A 16,439-nucleotide genomic window follows, 5' to 3' on the forward strand; every position below is an offset into this window, starting at 1 on the left:
AATGTAAATACTACACTCTTTATCGATTAAAATTATTACTTTGGCAACACCAAGTTAAACGCGAAGTAGCAAGAGTCCACTTCTTAAAGCTTCATTCCACAGAGCCGATTTTTGAACTTCTAGTAAAGAAAGAGGTGAATTTACGGGTAGGGGTAGCTCTTGTTGCAGAGATAGTTGCCACCATCCGACATCGTGCCACTCACTAAATTTATACCCAACTCTGCGAAATACACCTACAGGCGAAAAACCAACAGCCTCATGCACAGCGACACTTGCTGGATTAGGTAAAGCGATCCCAGCAAAAATGTTGTAATATCCTTGGAGTTGCAGCAACCCAAAAAGGGAAGTGTACAAAGCTTTAGCAACTCCTTTTCTGTGATACTTAACATTGACGTACACGGATGATTCCACAGACCATTGGTAAGCGGCACGAATCCGGTAGGGAGTAGCATAGGCATAGCCAAAAAGCTCACTGTCAATTTCACACACTAGCCAAGGCATCTGCTGTTGATAATTCTGGATGCGTTGCTGAAATTCCGTTTCGCTGGGAGGCTTTATCTCAAAGGAAATTGAAGTTTCCTGGACAACTGGCGCATAAATTGCCAGCATTTTTAAGGCATCACTTTCATTAGCTAGTCTGATTGCAGCCTTCACAGCAGATCCTTTTTGGGCTAAAAATTAATTATGCAAACTCAACATACTCAATAATGGTTCCATCAGGATGCATCGCTCGCATATTGACTCCAGTGAGAACTTTGTTAGGTTCCACCAAAATCACTGCACCCTGCTGAATAAGTGCTTCTTTAAAATCATTGAGTGAGTCAACGAGAAATGTTGCGTGTGTACTCTTGAATGGAGAGAGTGCTTCTGCTGAACCAGCAATTAAAAGAATAGAACCCACACTTGCGAGTTCCAACTCAGCCTCAGAATATTGAAACCACAACCAACATTTTTCTGTAAAGAGGTTTTCATAGAAAGCGATCGCTTCATCCAAGTCTAGAGGATTAAGATAAACTCTGGTTAGTACTTTAATAATTTGCATTGCAAACTGTCTATTAGGCAGCTAGTGTATTTTATTGTGCTTACTCGGCAATCATAGTTAACTAAGATTGCTCAATAAATAGTTTATCTTCAATTTTAAGAAGGTCTTCAACTCTCTGTTCACCTAGCTCTAGATAACGTTGTGCGCTATCAATCAAAATACATTTCATTTCTACTCCTTTAGCCTCATAAAAGTCATCTGTATAGTTATCACCAATATATATACATGATGAAGCATCAGTACTTGATACAACTTTGTGTAAAACCGTGGCGAATTGAGGATTGAAACTGAAACGCAAAGGTTAGCGCATAGAGAAGTCGGAGCTAAGAGGATGTTTGAAAAGTCGTGGCTGAGGTATCCAAAACTTTAGCTCCTCCTAAATCCTCCTTAAAAAGGAGGACTTTGAGAAGGTTTTTCCCCCTTTTTAAGGGGGACTAGGGGGGATCTCCATACAACAGTAGACTTTTTAAATAACCTCTAAGACTTCTTTAGAGGTTGTTTGAAAAGCGGTTAGAAATTGCACGCCAGTTGCTCATGGAGAGCGACTGCGCTCAGAGGGGTCTCCCCAAGTAAAGCAAGTGGCATGGAAATCCTCTTCTCTACAAGACGCTCCGCCTCTCACCAGTGGGAAAAGATCATACTGCCTTGGCTACAAAGGCAAAACCTTTGATTTTGTATTAGTCCACGGAGGCGGACGAGAGCTTGTGTAGTCGCAAATTCCATGAGACTGTTGGCGAATTCATCGGGAGTCTAACCCATCAGCCCCAATCCATCTAAAATTTCTAGAATTTTAGTGCGTTAAAACGCACTTTAGCTATTAGCCCGCAATTTATTGCAGGGCGGGAAAGCAACGCAAAACTAAAGTTTTAGGGGTGGGGGGTTAAACCCCTTGTCAGTTGACCAACAGTCTCATTCCATTCGCCAAATACTTTTAAAACATCCTCTTAGATATGAACTTCTCCTGTATTCGCCGCTAGGTGAACGGTAAGAACCTAGAGTTTTTACCGTAAAGTCGGGATGATACTGAATCAGTGACGGATAATGTGTATTTAAAATAAATACGAATTACTGTCTTCTCTACGAGACGCCCAAGGGACGTAACAGGGCGCAGTCCATTACGAATTACCAATTATTTAAACCTTCTCGCATGTGCATAGATAAAATAGTTATCTGTCACCTTTACCTTAGCCTGAAAACCTGTTTTATTCAGCTGAACTTTAAGTTCATCAGGCTGATAAAAAACTTTGACAATCTGAAATTCTTGACCATTATTTAACTTACGCGTTTCATATATATTTTCATCGTTTTTAAGGATATGATTGTTAGCCGTGGATGTTGGTTCAAAGGAAGAGTCAATGATAAATACTTGTCCACCAACGCGAACAGATTGATAAACTTTCGTCAAAAATGAATCGAGTAATTTTGGTGGCACATGAGAGAGCCAAAAGGCAAAGAAAACTAAATCATATTGAGTAACAGCTTGCCATGCAAATAAATCGGTTAGGTGATATTCAACACTCAGTGAATTTAACTTTGAGCGATTAATTGTAATCACTTCTTCAGAGGCATCGATCGCAGTAATTTTTTTACCGATACTTAAAAGCTCTTGCGTCCAGATACCTGTTCCACATGCTAACTCTAAAATATCATCCACCCCGCCAATTTGATGTAATGTATTTTTGATAACAGCTACTTCATTAAACCAGCGCTGGTTGTTTTGGATACCGCGATCATAGCGTCCTTTCCTATAGAACCACTGATCATATTCGTTGGCTCTAGCGCGATAGTACTCAATTTGTTGTTGAAGAATATTATCTGTCATCGCGTCCTTTCTGATCCGATTGAGTTTAGATTTGATGCTGCTATGACTTTTAGGGAGAATTTTCTATTCAACGAATAAACTTGCATTTCAGCTTTAATTATGTGATATTTTTATCATTCCATAATAATACGGTAAATCAATAAACTTGCCGGAGTTATACCGTAAGTTTGCTGAAGTCTGATATTTATTTACCCCCGAAAGCAGAGTGATGATGTTGACTAAGTTCTTTCCAACCCGATTTTTGGGCATTGCGCTCGCCTTTGTGCAAAGGTTCCAACAACGAAGAATCCGTACTTTTTCGCTACTGTTTGCAGTGGGACTTAGTTTAAGTTTAGCTGTCTCTGCTTGTTCTCCAAGCGCAAGCGACAACTCTGGCACACCGCAGACAACGCAAGCCTCCAGTCCAGCAGCTAGGGCTACCACAATTCACATAGGTTACCAGAAGGCGTCAACTGTCCTTTATGCACTGAAGGCGAAAGGGAAATTAGAGAAAGCCTTTGCAGCTTCAGGATCTTCCGTAACTTGGTCAGAATTTCCGGCTGGGCCCCCACTCCTAGAGGCATTGAATGCAGGCAGTATTGATTTTGGCTATACCGGAGAATCACCACCTATATTTGCTCAAGCTGGGGGTGTTCCTTTGGTTTATGTTGCCTACGATCCTTGGAGTCCCAAGGCTGAAGCTATCCTGGTGCCCAAGGATTCACCGATTAAAAGTGTGGCTGAACTCAAGGGCAAAAAAATTGCTTTTGCCAAAGGTTCTAATGCTAACTACCTATTGCTGAAAGCGCTGGAAAAGGCCGGGGTACAGTACAGTGACATCCAACGAGTAACTCTCACTCCCGCCGATGCTCGTGCTGTATTTGAGAGAAAAAATGTTGATGCTTGGGCAATTTGGGACCCTTACTTCGCCGCAGCAGAAGCAGCAACAGGCGCACGTATTTTAGCAGATGCAACGGGATTGGCTTCCAATCGTGGTTATTATCTGGCTGCAAAATCTTTTGTTGATGCCAAGCCGGATGCCTTAAAAATAGTTCTAGATAAGGTCAAGGAAGTTAGTAAATGGGCAAAGAATAATCCTAGTGAAGTTGCTAAATTTCTTTCCCCTGCTTTGGGTATAGATGCTCCTGTGTTAGAAATAGCAGAAAAGCGGCGTGAGTATGATGTACTTCCACTCACAGATGAAGTAATTACTAAACAACAAGAAATTGCAGATACCTTCTACAAAATTAAATTGATCCCACAAGAAATCAAAGTTAAGGAAATTGTTTGGCAAGGCAAAGTGAATAATTCGTAATTTTTTAATTACGAATTAGGCTGAATATAAATGCCACTACACACTTGACATCTTCACGCCCGCTGAAGCCACGGTGATTCCAACTTCACAGACGCGGGTTTTCTGGTTCCACGAGGCGGCTTGCTTGGGTATCGTTGCTATTACCCAAGTAGAGAGACGTTAATTCCTGTATGCCCTACAGTACTCAATCGAATACGAAGAATCGTTAATGAGTAAAGCAGCAGAGTGAATTTTTCAAATAACTGGGATTGTAAAAGCAAAATAGCTAATATAAGTAGACATAAATAAACATAAGTATAATTTTGAAGAATAATTAGAAAAAAGAGGATAGCATATTAGTTTTAAGAAACAGTATGCAAGAGCAAGACTTTTATCGCACTGATCCTGTAGCCCGTTGGTTAATTGACAAATGCCAATTGACACCTGTCAGTTTAGGAATGCTCTCAATCGTTATTACATCTGGTCTTTATTTAATTGCTGCTACGGCAACTAAGACGTTGATATTGCATGAAAAACACTTAGGATTGCTACAGGATTGGTTTGCCTGTTTGCTGCCATTTTTTAGTTAGCGATCGCCTGATAATACTTGCTCGAAAAAATTTATAGAGTCTTACTATTTGAATTGCCCAAAGCTGGAATTACAATAACCCTTAATCATACCACAAAATATTTATGCAAGAGTTCTGTATTATTGCCTTACCAAAAGTCGTGGCGTCAATTTTTGGGGTTAGGAACAGCGATCGCTTTTGGAATCTGGTATTTCTCCGTACAGCAAAATGTCAACAACTGGACAGGAGCAGATGGAGGAATTCCTGCCCTAACGGGTGCGATTAACGCTGTTGCAATATTTTATGCAGGAAGTATATTGGTATTAAATCTAACAACTAATGTTTGGTTACTACATGAACTTTTGGGTAAGGATAATAAGCAACTTAAAATTAATCCACTTCATCCTGATCACTGTGGCGGGTTAAGTCTGTTGAGCCGATATTCACTGAGGACAGCTTACTTAGCTGCTATATTTGGTACAATGATAACATTGAGTAAGTATCAATTTATTAGTCAAGGAATAGCGCAGGAGTACTGGTATTTTAATTTGACAATTCTGCTCTATATTCCCATATCATTAGTATGCTTTTTTGGACCTCTCCTTGCTGCCCGCAGAGGCATGAAAAAAGCTAAAGAAGAATTACTAGGCGATATTGCCAAGCAGTTTCAAGTAGATTATAAGCGTATTCACACAAGCTTGAGTAGCGATGGAGAAATTTTGAAGAAAGAAGCTATAAAACTTCAAGAGTTGCGTTCTCTCTACACATTGACTAATGAATTTCCTGTGTGGCCTTTTGATGTTACCACCTTTCGTCAATACTTGCTTTCTGTAGTTACACCACTTCTTCCTCTGCTACTCAAGTTAAGAGAGTACTATTTTAAGCGCATGGTTGTAAAATAAGTTAAACTCATAGATTGCATTCATCCACTTTTAATTGAGAACGGGTAAGAAGTAGTTTATTTACTATTACCCATTACACCCTTAACTGACTACTGCTTTAGCTTTTTCCTTAACTTTTTCCTTAACTAGCACATATGGCTTTTCTACACCTTGTGCCAAATATTCCGCTAGTTGACTTTCAATTTGATCGCGTACAATTTGGCGATACTCAAGAAAATGTTCGTTGTGGGCACAGGCAGCAATGTAATGTTCAACAACTCCTGGGTTACGCTTGATGATGCTGAACAAATGATGCCAGAATTTCCAGCGAGTTTCCCGTTTGATTCCTTGTCGCCAAATTACAGTCAGCAGCGCTCTAATAATTACCCACTCAGGCATTTTGGCTGGTGCTTTCCAACTTGGCAAACCCATCATCAAGAAACAGCGGTAGGTACGATCTAAGTATTGCATCGGGTCGTATAAAGTACAAAATGCCTCAATATATTCTCGTGCAAGTTCTTCCAGGGGACGGGTGGGAAGGAAGTTCATCAATGTTGTCTGGTTGATGTTCCCATCTTGATTTTCCCGTAGTCGTCCTTCTTTTTTCAGGCGATGCCAAAGCGCGGTGTTAGGTAACGCTTGCAACATGGCAAAAGTAGTAGAGGGAATAGCTGCTTGTTCAGCAAAGCGGACAATGCGATCGCCTGCGCCTGCTTTTTCGCCATCAAATCCAATAATAAACCCAGCCATTGGGCGCAATCCCGCTTTGGTGATGGTTTGCACTGCCTCAGTTAAAGAACTGCGAGTATTTTGAAACTTCTTAGTCATTTGCAAACTGTCCTCATCCGGCGTTTCGATTCCCAAAAATACCGCCGCGAAACCACACTCAACCATTAACTCCAACATTTCTGAGTCTTCTGCTAAGTCAATTGAAGCTTCAGTGTCAAACCGGAAGGGATACTTGTGTTTTGCCATCCAGACTTTTAACTCTTTGAGCAACAATTTCACATTTCGCTTGTTGCCAATAAAGTTATCATCGACCATGAATACACCCCGTCGCCAACCCAATTCGTAGAGGTAATCTAACTCTGCCAACAGTTGTGCTGGGGCTTTGGTGCGAGGTTTGCGCCCGTAGAGAACAATAATGTCACAAAATTCGCACTGGAAGGGACACCCGCGCGAAAACTGCACCGACATCATGTCATAGGCATCAAATTCTAATAAATCAAAGCGGGGTATTGGTGTGCTTGTCACATCAGGTTTTTCTGTAGCGCGGAAAGTGCCAGATGTGTCTCCCCGTTGAATTGCCTCAATAAACATGGGGAGAGTGATTTCCCCTTCATCCAGAATCAGAAAATCTGCGCCAACATTTTCAACTTCGTGAGGTATAGAGGTGGGGTAAGGGCCGCCGACTGCGACTAACTTGCCACGTTTTTTTGCTTCCTGAATTTGGTCAAGTAAATCTTGTTTCTGGACAATCATCGCAGAGAGGATTACTACATCTGCCCATGCCCATTCTGCTTCTGTTGCTGGGCGGATGTTGCGATCGACCAGCTTGAATTCCCATTCTTGGGGCAGAATCGCGGCTACTGTTACTAAACCCAGAGGTGGTAATAAAACTTTGCGATCGACTAACTCCAAGATTTTTTCATATGACCAAAAGGTTTTGGGAAATATTGGATACATTAACAAAATTCGCATTTAGTATCAATCCTCACACTTTGATTGTTATCCCACTTTAACGAAAATTAAGAGTTATTGACTTTTTATTAAAGTTGTTCTAGTTTAGCACTAATATTTTTCTCTGAAATTGGAACAAATTAAGAGAATACAGCCGTCGAAAGTAAGTGTTTCGCTATGATAGCTACACTCAGTAATCACAAGGCTTATCTCAATAATTAGTGTAATTTATTGCATAAACTACTTAGCAGCTTCAACACCGCTAATTTTCAGAACATCACTCATGGTTGCACAATAATTTGGCAAGTCAAAACTATGGGGATTAATTGCTTTTTCATAAGTGAAGTGCCGATAGTTCATGCAAAACCTATCCCAAGCGGCCATCCGAATGTGGAACAGAACAATAATCAAATTAGCCAGTGCTAAAGATACGGGAATGCGAAAGTAAATCTTTTTACCCAGATAAACACAAACTTCTTGCACTGCTTGAGTAGCCGTTAACTGTGTCTGACCTAAAACCAACCGACGTGGTTGCTCATTTTCGCCAGGATGATCAATTAAATATCGCACTACAGTGGCAATGTCTCGTCCGTGGATAAAGTGAAAACTGCCATCTGCTTCCAAAAAGCGAATCAAATTGATATATTTCGTAACTTCTGGAATGCCAGATGTGAGGTGAGAATAGGGTTTATTGGCATCACCGCCTAATACTAAAGTGGGAAATACTGTGGTAATTTTGGGTGCGATCGCTAATTTCGATATCTTATGTAAGCAGTCATATTTGGAACGAATGTAATCTGTCCCAATTTCCCCGGCTTCTTTTAATGGTTGATTGTAGCGATCCAAAACGCTAGCTGTCGAAAAATAAATCACCTGCTGGCAACGTTCTGGATCTAGCAGTTCGAGCAACTCTATAGTTTTGACGACATTAATATCAAATGTCTGATCACCACCCCAAGCTGTGGCTGTGAGTACTGCCATATCAATTGTTGATAGCAAATCGGCAAACTGGCGAATATTTTGCATATCACCTTGCAAAATGTTGATGCCTAAACGGGCGTTAGTATCAACTTGCAGTTTACTTGGGTTCCTAACTAGCAGATACAGTTCGTGATCTGTTTCCTTAATTAAGGCTTCTGTTAAATAATGACCTATACAACCACTTGCACCAGTCACTAAAATCCGTTTCTGGCTCATACTAAGATTTTAATAAGTTAGGAGTTAGGAGTTAGGAGTTAAGAATTAAGTTAAAAGTTCCCAATCAGGAGTTATTAATCAAGTTAGGAGTTAAGAATCAAGTGAGGAGTTAGAAGTGAGGAGTTAAGTATAAAAAAATAACTTTGCACCTCGCAACCGATAACTTTATAGTTTATAACTCCTAACTCCTGTACAGACGCGATTAATCGCGTCTCTACTCCCAACTCCTCACTTTCAAGCCTTAACTCCTGCAAGATTAAGTTCCTTTGCAGTTTCAAAGAAGAAAGCGACATTTTCTTCGGGAGTTTCTGGGAGGACACCATGACCGAGATTGAGAATGTGACCCCAATTGCCAGCTTTACGAACGGTATCGAGGATGCGATCGCGGATAAACTGTCTAGAGCCAAATAGCACGCCTGGGTCAAGATTTCCTTGGACTTTGACTTGTTTGCCCAATCTGGCTCGTGCGTCTGCCATATCCACTGCCCAGTCTACACTGACAATATCAGCGCCAGATTGTGCCATTCTTTCCAACACACCCGCACTACCACTAACTAGCAGAATCAAAGGTGTATCGGGATGGGTTTGCTTGACTTGCTGGAAAACCCTCTGCTGATAGGGGAGAGCAAAGGTGTCATAATCTTGAGGACTCAATTGACCCGCCCAAGAATCGAACATTTGCACAACTTGGGCACCAGAGTCAATTTGGTAGCGGGCATAGATGGCGATCGCATCTGCTAATTTAGCTAACAATTGATGCAGTATTATCGGATCTGAAAATGCCATGTTTTTGATGATGGAGTAGGTTTTAGAACCTTTTCCCTCTACTGCATAAGCTGCTAACGTCCACGGCGCACCCACAAAGCCTAACACCGTTGATTTATTGCCCACTTCAGAGCGCAGCGTCTGCAAAATTGTTTTGATAAATGGCAGAGATGCTTCTGGTTCTAAAGGATGCAGACGATCAATTTGTTCTTGAGTCCGGAGGGGCGAGTGAATGATTGGCCCTTTACCTTCGGCAATATCCATGTCAATGCCCAAACCAGGTAAGGGGGTGACAATATCAGAAAATAAAATTACTCCATCTGGTTGGAAGGCTCTCCACGGTTGCAAGGAAACTTCAATTGCTACATCTGGAATTTCGGAGCGATCGCGAAACGAAGGATACTTCTCTCTTAAGTCTCGATATGCTTTCATATATCGTCCTGCTTGTCGCATCATCCATACAGGGGGACGATCTACTACTTCACCACGAGCAGCCCGTAAGAGATGAGGAGTCGTTGAAGAAACACCCATTTATTACTTGATCCTAAAGAGTCACTTTTTTAAGCCACTGTTTAGCTTATCATTATGGATTACACTTTATTAGCTTATTAGCAACTTGTCAGGAAAAGGTGAGTAGCAGGGCAAACGCATCTAAAATTCCTCTTGATCACAACCAAGGTTAAGAACCAACAAAAAAACTAGCATTTTTCCTTTGGTTTTAGTTTCCAAGACTCAAAGCGATGTCTACGACGAACTACGCCTACGCCTAAAAAGGTCATTTATGGGCAAATGTAAGGGGCTATTGAGATAAAAGCTTGATTTTACAGGACAAAATTTTGATTCGCTTCTGATCAATTTTGAGTAAGTTGTAAATTAATAAGGCATTATTTGCAATCTTTCTTTACAACCTGTCCCAAATTGCAGGTATCTCAGCAGACACCTATAAACAGTAATTACCGCCATAATTGAAGCGTAAATATTAAAAAATTCGCAAAAAAGCTGTGGTCAACCAAATTTTTTGGTGCGAAACATTAGATAACTAGTACAATAAGGCAAAAGTCAAAATAAAAAATATTTATACTTACTGCAAGCTTTTAACCTATTTTAAATGGTAGTGTTAATTTTCGCTATGACGTACTAGTAGTATTTTAAATATTTTGGATATAAGCGCTCGCTTGGCTTGACTACAGCATTAATGCCAGCAAGCACTACAAGTTATTGTTTTTTTGACTTATCCCATAAAATCATCGTTTTAAGTACCACGTAAAAATGCACCTCTCACTTATGCATCAAGGAAATGCATGAGGAAAAGTGCATGACAAGTAACAGATAAATGTGTCTTCTACGCTAGGTGTAGAGACACATCCTTAAAGGTTTTAAACGGCTATAGTGATAAATTTATGCTTTCACTGCCACTTTATTTTGTGAGCGTTTGAAGAGTGAAGTCATACCACAAGCACCTATTGCTAACACACCTAACATCGCATTAGGTTCGGGAATGCTCTGGCTGGCTAGTCTATAGGCGTGGTTATCTGTTTCAAAGGCAATACCATTTGAGCGCATTACAACTCGGTCAAATGTTTCTCCTGTATCACCGACAAGATTGATAAACAAATTAGATTGAGAGGATGTCTGATTACCATCAGCTGTAGCAGTTGGCACATCTGCTCCACTAAAAGTATTTAACAACTGATTACCTTTGTAAATGTCAATATAGTTGTAACTATCCAATGAGCCTGCATAAAAACCGAAGTAATTAATAGCTTCTTTGAAGTTAATATTGACAAAACCACTGTCGCCTGCAACATTACTACCTGATGGAGAAATTGTGAGATATTTGGTATTATCCCCATAAGGTGAGGCGTATTGACCAGATGCACTACCTTGAACAATGTTACTAGTAATATTAGAGTAAGTAACAAATCCATTGGGATCATTTGCTGTGCCATCATCAAAGGTGACAGTTTTGGCATCAGAGTAGCTAGAAAACGGACCACTGTTGACTTGCAAAGTCACTGCACTGGCTGGATTTGCACTGATGACCACAACAGTTGTTGCCACTAAAGCCAAGGATAATTTTTGGAGCATTATAGTAATAAACCTTGAGAAACACAAAAAGAATTGAGACTGAAATTTTATTGAAACCTAGCTATGAAAAACTGGTTTCATTACTCCAACAACTTAGAAGAAAATCACAAAGATTATTATGTCTTTGTATCTGACTATTGTTGGTACAACAAGCTCGAATATGTAAGTTTCTTTTGATGCTTGGTTGATACTATTTTGATTTTTATAACCCGTAAAAGATACGGTATATATACTAAAATATCTTTAAAGATTAAGTGAAGGTTCTTGTGCAATTGTAGTGGGCAGGACAAACGCATCTAAATTACTCTTGATCACAACCAAGGTTAAGAACCAATAAAAAATCACCATTTCTCATTTGGTTTAGTTTCCAAGACTCAAAGCGATGTCTACGACGGGCTACCCCTAAACGTTTAGCAATGAGATTAGTTGAGACTCTATTGAGAATATACTACTATTGTTGACATAATATGTCCGCCTTGGGCGAGTGGCGAATGGAAGATAAGGACTGGCGAGTCAATCAATTTTGAATTTTGGACTTTCCTGCGGAACGCTACGCGTAGCTTGCTTCTCCGTTCGCGGAGCGTCTGTCTGTGACACGCTGCGCGAACGTAGAGAAGGAGTACGGCTGTGCTCAGTCGAACGCTTTTAAATCTTCTCTACAAGAGGCTCCGCCAACAATTCCATTTTCCATTATTTAAAATCTAAAATTCAGTGAGAAATAGGGTAAAACAAGAATCAATATTTAATTGAGGATTGGGCATTAGTTATTCTCCTCCTGCTCCTCTATCTCCCTGATCTCCCTATTCCCTCACTCCCCTAACTTCCTATGCAAACTGACTCTAACAGTCCTGATCGTGTTGCATCTGCTAATAACAAGCCTAACCCAGGAAAGCTTTTAATTCCGCGATCGCAGCGACAGAGGTTTTTTATTCAGTTTACCTTAATGACCCTGATCGGGTGGGTTGTGGGTGGCGTTGCCAGTATCGCTTTAGAGAAAATTATTCTCCAAAGTCTCTCATCTAGCGTTGTTATCCAATCACAAACATGGAGTATTTTGGTCAGAAGTCTCAGTAATGTTGTATTTGCCGTGATTTTTGCTGCTGACCAAGCCCTTGTCCTTTACCGATATTTACCGGGTTTGCAATGGCTATTTGCGACTAGCGTCGGTTGGCTGATTGCCAACGGTGTTTCTACAGCCTGGATTAACTACATTTCAACCATTGCCTCATCATCTCCTGAAGATACTTTGATTTTGGGATTTCTGTCAGCGATCGCATATATAATCTCTGGAATTTGGCTAGGGATTTGCCAATGGCTGGTATTGAGGCGATACACAACAGGTATTTGGTGGTGGAATTTTTTACCCTCAATCTCTTTCTTCTTGATCACTATTTTGGTTTGGTTGCTTTTTATTGTGCAAAATTTGATTCCAGAAGCAAACCGTAATTTTATATTGTATTGGAGTGGACAAGGCTTTACAGCAGTAATTCTGGGAGCCATACCAGCAATTGGCTTGTGTACATTGAAAAGAAATTTATATCGCAAAACTGGAGTTTCTCCCTGACTTTTATCAATATATTTCATAACCTTAATGTTTATGACTCGCCCGCACATTCTCCAACCTGGTCAAAGTTATATAGCAATCCGATTTGATTTCTGAAATTACTTGCGTAGGGAGGAAACAGGCAAGAAGAAAGAAAGGAATAGAACTATACTGAGTTTTTTCAAAAATCAAATTCTCGTAAAGCACCACTAGGAGCAATGAATCGTCACAAGTCACCAGGTTTGAGGGGTGCTGGTAGGATTTTAGATTTCATCTAGATTGCAGGGAATCCCAAATTAACTCAAGGTTTGCTTGAGCTTTTTGGAGTGCTGTTTCTGGAGATGCACCTAGCATCGTGGCTTCGATGGCTCGACCTAAATTGTCAGACAAGCGACTATAGCCAGGAATGATTGGTCGAGAACCTGATATAGACATTTGGTCAATAAAAACTTTCAAGACAGGTTTTTGCTTGAGAAATTCTTGATAAGCCTGACTTTGGGTAGATTTAACGTTAACTGGTAAAAAACCCGTCCCCATACTCCATTCTGTTTGGAATTCTTCACTCAAGACATACTCTAAAAATTTGAGTGCAGCTTGTTCTCTTGTAGGTGTAGTCTTCATCACATACATATTTCCAGTAGCCGTCACGGTAGCAGGCTTCACATTTGCAGGTATGGGAAATACCTTATAATCGACGTTGGACTTCATTATATAAGTCCAAGGGCCTGTGATCTGCATAGCAACACGACCCGCAATAAAAGCGTCTTCTTCATAACCTCGCTCTGGGGAAGAAAGTATTACTGAACCATCTGTTAATAGGTCGTGCCAAAATTTTAAGGCTGCGATCGCACCTGCATTCGTCAAATTTGGACGGTTATTGGTCACAATCTCTCCCCCAGCGCTCAATAAAAAGGGAAACCAACTAAAGACAGTCCATTCTTCCTTTCCTAAAGGCAGTAATATTCCGTACTGTTCAGGTCGATTGTCGCCATTCCGGTCTATGGTCAATTTTTTAGCAACTTCCCTCAACTCTTCCCAAGTCTTAGGAATTTGCGTAATTCCCGCAGCTTGGAAAAGTTTAGGTCGGTAAAAAATGCCTACATTGCTGGTGTAGAGTGGGATTGACCAAAGATGACCGTCTAATTTTAATTCCTCCCATAGGTTGGGGCTAATTTCCGACTTCAATGGCAATTTGTCCAGCCATGCTTCTAAAGGTCGAATTGCCCCTAGTTCCATAAACTGACCTGTCAATTGAGGATCGAATGACAGTATATCTGGAGGCACATTGCCTACAACTGCTGTTAATATTTTTGGCAATTGGGGTTGACCTACGAAGATAGATTCCACCTGAACATCAGTATGAGTCTGATTAAATTTATCTACTAGTTTGTTAAATACATCCCGATTAGTAGGGGGATTGATTGATTGCCATAGGTTCAGATGAATTACTCTGTCATTTTTCTGGACTGTCCCCTGACAACCATATAAGAATATGAAAAATATACTCAGAATAATTCCTATCAGCGAAAGCCGCCAAGCAGAATTGGTCAACTGGCGGGAAAAATTCAGAATTTGGGATTGGAAAAGGGTAACTTTCATACCAATTTTTAGATTTTAGAACTTACACCTTGACAGAAATAACTAAATATGATTGTAGATTTTCAGGTATTCAAGTTTGATTTTTTCACTATTAGCCAGTGATGCCTGCGGTGGTCACTGACTTGTACTGAGCGCAGTCGTAAAGCCTGCGGCATAGCTTCTCTTCTTAGGCTGCGCCAACGCTTAAGGCGCAGCCTCTGGTAGAGTTGTAGCTTTGCCGTACCACTTCTCCTTCTCCTGACGCAGAGGCTACGCCAACAAAGATGCTAGCGCGAACGTGGAAGTAAGCTAGCAAGAGCGTCTCCAAGAGTTGTGTAGGCTGCGCCTACGCTAGTGATATCACTAGACCGTAAATAAAACTTATTATTGGTTGAAGAAACCCAATAATGCTTAATCTACGACCACGACGCTTAGTTTGTTCTAAACGTTTTTGCTCTTGAAATGCCTGCAAAAGATAAATTTGATTTAATTTTATGCTTTGATATTTTAGAACATGTGTTAGATCCTAGCCAGCAGTTATTAGAATTTTATAAAACTTTCAACTCGGAAGGTAAGATGATAGTGAATTGGTATTTTTTTAAAGGTTTTAATCAAGAATATCCTTTTCATTTAGATGATCCTAAAGTAGTAGAAATATTTTTCCATACACTTGAGAGTCACTTCTTAGAGATTTTTCACCCTTACCTGATTACAACCCGCTGCTACCGTAAGCAGAGTTGAATTTAATTTCATGTCTTTTGGGTGGAGCTACAGCGAAACCCAATAAGTACGTTGTTTAGATGAAAAAATGATCTTTATGAAAATACATTAACGACGAAAATGTACCATAAATTATTATTTATGTCTACACCAATGGGTGCGTTAGGTTCAGGATTGGGAGGCGGAGTAGAGTTGACCCTATTTAATATTGCTACAGAGATGTTGCGGCGAGGACATCAATTAGAAATTGTTGCACCACAGGGTTCTGTCAGTAATTCATTACCTATTAGAGAAATCCCCGGAGAACTAATACAGATACCAGCCCAAAATCAGAATCGTAGTGATCCGATTTTGCTGCATAAAAATTCTGTTTTAGCGAATATGTGGGATTATGCTCGCCAAGTGCAAGCAGATTATGATTTGATTGTTAATTTTGCTTATGATTGGCTACCACTGTATTTAACACCATTTTTTAACCGTCCGATCGCCCATTTTATCAGTATGGGTTCTTTGACAGATGTAATGGATCAGATTATTGAAAGTGTGGCAATTGAGTTTCCGAATACTATTGGTGTTTATACTCAATCACAGGCAGCCACCTTTTCCTGTGCAGAACAATGTTACTGTCTGCTAAATGGTTTGGATTTATCTATTTATCAGTTTTGTCCCGAACCAACTCAGAGCTTGGCGTGGGTAGGTAGGATAGCCCCTGAGAAAGGACTAGAAGATGCGGTAGCAGCAGCAGAAATAATCGGAATTACACTGAAAATATTCGGGTTAAAACAGGATGTATCTTACTGGGAGAAGATTTGTCAAGAATATCCTGATGCTCCCATAGAATATGTAGGATTTTTACCAACGGTTGAGCTACAAAAGGAGTTAGGTCAATGTCGAGCACTTTTAGTAACTCCTCGTTGGATAGAAGCATTTGGAAATGTAGCAATAGAGGCGCTTGCTTGTGGAGTACCTTTAATTGCCTATCGTCGGGGTGGTTTAACAGAAATTGTCCAAGAAGGCAAAACTGGTTTTTTGGTGGAACCAGATAGTGTTCAAGGTTTAGTAGAAGCGATTCAACATTTGGATAAAATTGACCGCCAAGCTTGTCGCCAGCAAGCAGAAACTTTATACTCTTTAGGAGCTATGGGCGATCGCACAGAAGAATGGTTTCAAAAAATCTTGGAAAAATGAATAGTAATAATATCCTTTAACTTGGATATTATTTAATTTTATAGCGGTTCCCGTTCAGATACAGTACAACGTTATATCGCGAGGTCTCGCGTA

The 16,439-nt window shown here is 40.3% G+C and carries 15 protein-coding genes and 1 pseudogene; 6 read left to right on the top strand and 10 right to left on the bottom strand.

Annotated elements, in window-relative coordinates:
• Positions 1-54: 54 nt before the first annotated feature.
• The 3 genes from V7K48_RS13400 to V7K48_RS13410 form a co-directional block, all read right to left on the bottom strand.
• Positions 55-654, bottom strand: coding sequence for an arsinothricin resistance N-acetyltransferase ArsN1 family B (locus V7K48_RS13400; RefSeq protein ID WP_335073129.1), 600 nt, complete (start codon positions 652-654; stop codon positions 55-57).
• A gap of 28 nt (positions 655-682) precedes the next feature.
• Positions 683-1,042, bottom strand: a complete 360-nt coding sequence (locus tag V7K48_RS13405) for a VOC family protein (protein WP_334974527.1) — start codon at positions 1,040-1,042, stop codon at positions 683-685.
• Positions 1,043-2,171: 1,129 nt separating this feature from the next.
• Entirely contained in the window at positions 2,172-2,864 is a 693-nt protein-coding gene (locus tag V7K48_RS13410; protein WP_335073131.1) for a class I SAM-dependent methyltransferase, read from the bottom strand.
• A gap of 211 nt (positions 2,865-3,075) precedes the next feature.
• On the opposite strand from V7K48_RS13410, the gene V7K48_RS13415 reads away from it, so the two are divergent.
• The 3 genes from V7K48_RS13415 (at position 3,076) to V7K48_RS13425 (ending at position 5,608) form a co-directional block, all read left to right on the top strand.
• Positions 3,076-4,158, top strand: coding sequence for a sulfonate ABC transporter substrate-binding protein (locus V7K48_RS13415; RefSeq protein WP_335073249.1), 1,083 nt, complete (start codon positions 3,076-3,078; stop codon positions 4,156-4,158).
• Between the two features lie 353 nt (positions 4,159-4,511).
• A complete protein-coding gene (locus tag V7K48_RS13420; protein ID WP_335073133.1) occupies positions 4,512-4,727 on the top strand; it encodes a hypothetical protein in 216 nt (71 codons plus the stop codon).
• 122 nt (positions 4,728-4,849) lie between these two features.
• Positions 4,850-5,608, top strand: a complete 759-nt coding sequence (locus tag V7K48_RS13425; protein WP_335073136.1) for a hypothetical protein — start codon at positions 4,850-4,852, stop codon at positions 5,606-5,608.
• Between the two features lie 81 nt (positions 5,609-5,689).
• On the opposite strand, the gene V7K48_RS13430 is transcribed toward V7K48_RS13425, so the two are convergent.
• The 4 genes from V7K48_RS13430 to V7K48_RS13445 all read right to left on the bottom strand — a co-directional run bounded on the left by V7K48_RS13430 (position 5,690) and on the right by V7K48_RS13445 (position 11,317).
• Positions 5,690-7,288: a B12-binding domain-containing radical SAM protein gene (locus tag V7K48_RS13430; protein WP_335073138.1), complete on the bottom strand. Its 1,599-nt coding sequence runs from the start codon at positions 7,286-7,288 to the stop codon at positions 5,690-5,692.
• Between the two features lie 219 nt (positions 7,289-7,507).
• Positions 7,508-8,464 carry an NAD-dependent epimerase/dehydratase family protein gene (locus tag V7K48_RS13435; protein ID WP_335073140.1) on the bottom strand — a complete coding sequence of 319 codons (957 nt, stop codon included), beginning with the start codon at positions 8,462-8,464 and terminating at the stop codon, positions 7,508-7,510.
• A gap of 234 nt (positions 8,465-8,698) precedes the next feature.
• A complete protein-coding gene (hemE, locus tag V7K48_RS13440) occupies positions 8,699-9,760 on the bottom strand; it encodes a uroporphyrinogen decarboxylase (RefSeq protein WP_335073142.1) in 1,062 nt (353 codons plus the stop codon).
• Positions 9,761-10,627: 867 nt separating this feature from the next.
• Complete coding sequence (locus tag V7K48_RS13445; RefSeq protein ID WP_335073144.1) at positions 10,628-11,317, bottom strand: Npun_F0296 family exosortase-dependent surface protein; 690 nt, start codon at positions 11,315-11,317, stop codon at positions 10,628-10,630.
• Between the two features lie 826 nt (positions 11,318-12,143).
• Here V7K48_RS13445 and V7K48_RS13450 point away from each other — a divergent pair.
• Positions 12,144-12,881: a hypothetical protein gene (locus V7K48_RS13450; RefSeq protein WP_335073146.1), complete on the top strand. Its 738-nt coding sequence runs from the start codon at positions 12,144-12,146 to the stop codon at positions 12,879-12,881.
• A gap of 249 nt (positions 12,882-13,130) precedes the next feature.
• On the opposite strand, the gene V7K48_RS13455 is transcribed toward V7K48_RS13450, so the two are convergent.
• From V7K48_RS13455 to V7K48_RS13465, 3 genes and pseudogenes are all read right to left on the bottom strand, one after another.
• On the bottom strand, positions 13,131-14,459 hold the full coding sequence (locus tag V7K48_RS13455) for an ABC transporter substrate-binding protein (protein WP_335073148.1): 1,329 nt from the start codon (positions 14,457-14,459) through the stop codon (positions 13,131-13,133).
• 166 nt (positions 14,460-14,625) lie between these two features.
• A complete protein-coding gene (locus V7K48_RS13460; RefSeq protein WP_335073150.1) occupies positions 14,626-14,754 on the bottom strand; it encodes a hypothetical protein in 129 nt (42 codons plus the stop codon).
• Between the two features lie 42 nt (positions 14,755-14,796).
• Positions 14,797-14,895, bottom strand: a pseudogene (locus tag V7K48_RS13465) (IS630-like element ISAcma27 family transposase); the annotation flags it as partial.
• A gap of 5 nt (positions 14,896-14,900) precedes the next feature.
• Between V7K48_RS13465 and V7K48_RS13470 the strand changes: the two are divergent.
• Entirely contained in the window at positions 14,901-15,179 is a 279-nt protein-coding gene (locus V7K48_RS13470) for a hypothetical protein (RefSeq protein ID WP_335073152.1), read from the top strand.
• A gap of 120 nt (positions 15,180-15,299) precedes the next feature.
• Positions 15,300-16,346: a glycosyltransferase family 4 protein gene (locus V7K48_RS13475; RefSeq protein WP_335073154.1), complete on the top strand. Its 1,047-nt coding sequence runs from the start codon at positions 15,300-15,302 to the stop codon at positions 16,344-16,346.
• The last annotated feature ends 93 nt before the right edge of the window (positions 16,347-16,439 follow it).

This window comes from Nostoc sp., assembly GCF_036919615.1.
GTDB lineage: Bacteria > Cyanobacteriota > Cyanobacteriia > Cyanobacteriales > Nostocaceae > Nostoc.

Bases quoted from the DNA above. Each gene is read 5' to 3' on its own strand.
- V7K48_RS13405 (WP_334974527.1), bottom strand. From the start codon at position 1,042: ATGCAAATTATTAAAGTACTAACCAGAGTTTATCTTAATCCTCTAGAC.
- V7K48_RS13410 (WP_335073131.1), bottom strand. From the start codon at position 2,864: ATGACAGATAATATTCTTCAACAACAAATTGAGTACTATCGCGCTAGA.
- V7K48_RS13415 (WP_335073249.1), top strand. From the start codon at position 3,076: ATGTTGACTAAGTTCTTTCCAACCCGATTTTTGGGCATTGCGCTCGCC.
- V7K48_RS13420 (WP_335073133.1), top strand. From the start codon at position 4,512: ATGCAAGAGCAAGACTTTTATCGCACTGATCCTGTAGCCCGTTGGTTA.
- V7K48_RS13430 (WP_335073138.1), bottom strand. From the start codon at position 7,288: ATGCGAATTTTGTTAATGTATCCAATATTTCCCAAAACCTTTTGGTCA.
- V7K48_RS13435 (WP_335073140.1), bottom strand. From the start codon at position 8,464: ATGAGCCAGAAACGGATTTTAGTGACTGGTGCAAGTGGTTGTATAGGT.
- hemE (WP_335073142.1), bottom strand. From the start codon at position 9,760: ATGGGTGTTTCTTCAACGACTCCTCATCTCTTACGGGCTGCTCGTGGT.
- V7K48_RS13445 (WP_335073144.1), bottom strand. From the start codon at position 11,317: ATGCTCCAAAAATTATCCTTGGCTTTAGTGGCAACAACTGTTGTGGTC.
- V7K48_RS13450 (WP_335073146.1), top strand. From the start codon at position 12,144: ATGCAAACTGACTCTAACAGTCCTGATCGTGTTGCATCTGCTAATAAC.
- V7K48_RS13455 (WP_335073148.1), bottom strand. From the start codon at position 14,459: ATGAAAGTTACCCTTTTCCAATCCCAAATTCTGAATTTTTCCCGCCAG.
- V7K48_RS13470 (WP_335073152.1), top strand. From the start codon at position 14,901: ATGCCTGCAAAAGATAAATTTGATTTAATTTTATGCTTTGATATTTTA.
- V7K48_RS13475 (WP_335073154.1), top strand. From the start codon at position 15,300: ATGTCTACACCAATGGGTGCGTTAGGTTCAGGATTGGGAGGCGGAGTA.